The organism is Rhodococcus sp. EPR-157 (assembly GCF_001647195.1).
Lineage (GTDB): Bacteria > Actinomycetota > Actinomycetes > Mycobacteriales > Mycobacteriaceae > Rhodococcoides.
Genome location: NZ_LVCV01000576.1, coordinates 1 through 1762, shown reverse-complemented (window position 1 = coordinate 1762; position 1762 = coordinate 1). Strand labels below are relative to the sequence as shown.

General features: G+C 63.1%; 1 protein-coding gene. It reads left to right on the top strand.

Annotated elements, in window-relative coordinates:
- Window positions 1-23 precede the first annotated feature (23 nt).
- A partial coding sequence (locus A2J03_RS25380; RefSeq protein WP_442971411.1) for an amino acid adenylation domain-containing protein occupies window positions 24-1762 on the top strand: 1739 nt, incomplete at its 3' end.

The window sequence follows — 1762 nt, the reverse complement described above, 5'->3', positions numbered from 1 at the left end:
TGCGGGGGTCGAATTCGGCGTATGTGATTTTCACGTCGGGGTCGACGGGTCGGCCGAAGGGTGTGGCGGTCTCGCACGAGGCCATCGTCAACCAAATCTCCTGGATCACCGATAGATTCGCGATGGGTCCGCAAGATGTGGTGCTGCAGAAGACACCCGTCACGTTCGACGTGTCGCTGTGGGAGCTGTTCGGCACCCTGCTGACCGGTGGACGCATGGTTCTGGCGGCACCCGACGGCCACCGCGATGCTCGGTACCTTGCCCAGGTGATCGCCGACGAAGCGGTCACCATGACATCGTTCGTCCCGTCGATGTTGTCGGTGTTCGTCGCCGAAACAGCAGGATTCGACACCGAGTCGTTCCGATCGTTGCGTGTCGTCCTGGCTGCAGGCGAAGCGCTGTCGATGTCGGTCGTACGCACCTTCGAGCGAGCCCTGCCGGGGGTGGCGCTGCACAACCTCTACGGTCCGACCGAATTCACCGTGCATGCAACCGAAGGCGTGGTGCATTCTGCGCAGGACTCGGTCACCATCGGTTCACCCGTGTGGAACACCCGAGCTCTCATTCTCGATCAACGTCTGCACCCGGTGCCAGTCGGTGTCGCGGGCGAGCTGTACCTATCCGGCCCGCAGGTGGCTCGTGGTTACGCGTCACGCCCCGACCTGACCGCCAGTGCTTTCGTCGCCGATCCGTTCGCAGATCCGGGTGCATCGACGCCGTCGCGCCTCTACCGCACCGGTGACCTCGTGAGGTGGACGAAGAACGGTGAGATCGAATACGTCGGGCGTACCGACTTCCAGGTCAAGGTCCGCGGTCTGCGCATCGAACTCGGCGAGATCGAAGCTGTTCTGACAGATGACGACTCGATTTCGCGCGCTGTCGTGCTCGTGCGCAACGACCGCCTTGTCGGGTATGTCATCGCCGAGCCCGGCACCACTGTCGAGTTCGACAAGGTCACGGCTGCAGCTGCATCGAAGTTGCCGGCGTACATGGTTCCGTCGACTCTGCTGGTACTCGAGGAGTTTCCGCTCGGTGCGAGCGGCAAGCTCGACCGAAATGCTCTGCCCGACCCGGTGTTCGAGGCCACGCAGTTCAGGGCGCCGACCACGCCAGTGGAAGAGATCGTTGCCGACACCTTTGCCGGTGTTCTCGGACTCGAGCGGGTCGGGCTCGATGACGACTTCTTCGAACTCGGCGGCAACTCGCTGATCGCTACGCAGTTGGTGTCCAGGTTGGGCGCAGCACTCGAGACGCAGCTTCCGGTGAGGATGCTGTTCGACGCGCCCAAGGTCGGCGCCTTGGCCTCCCTGGTGGAGACGCAGGTTGGGTTGGGCGCTCGCCGTGCACTGGTGCCGCAGGAGCGGCCGGAGATCATTCCGTTGTCGCTTGCGCAGCAGCGTATGTGGTTCTTGAACAGGTTCGATACTGCGTCTGCGGTGAACAACATTCCGGTGGCGATCAGGCTGACGGGGCAGCTCGATGTGGTCGCACTAGGTCGAGCTGTCGACGACCTGCTCACCAGGCACGAGTCACTTCGCACCGTCTATCCCGATGTCGACGGCGCAGGAATACAAGAGATCCTGCCGACCGCCGTCGTCAGTCCCGATATGTCGCCGCGCCCTGTCGATGCGGCCGACCTCCCGGAGAAGCTGCGTCGCTTCGTCTCGTCCGGTTTCGATGTGACTGCGGAGGTGCCGTTTCGGGCTGGTTTGTTCGAGGTGGTGGGTGCGGGTTCTGGTGGGTCTGAGTTTGTTGTGGTGTT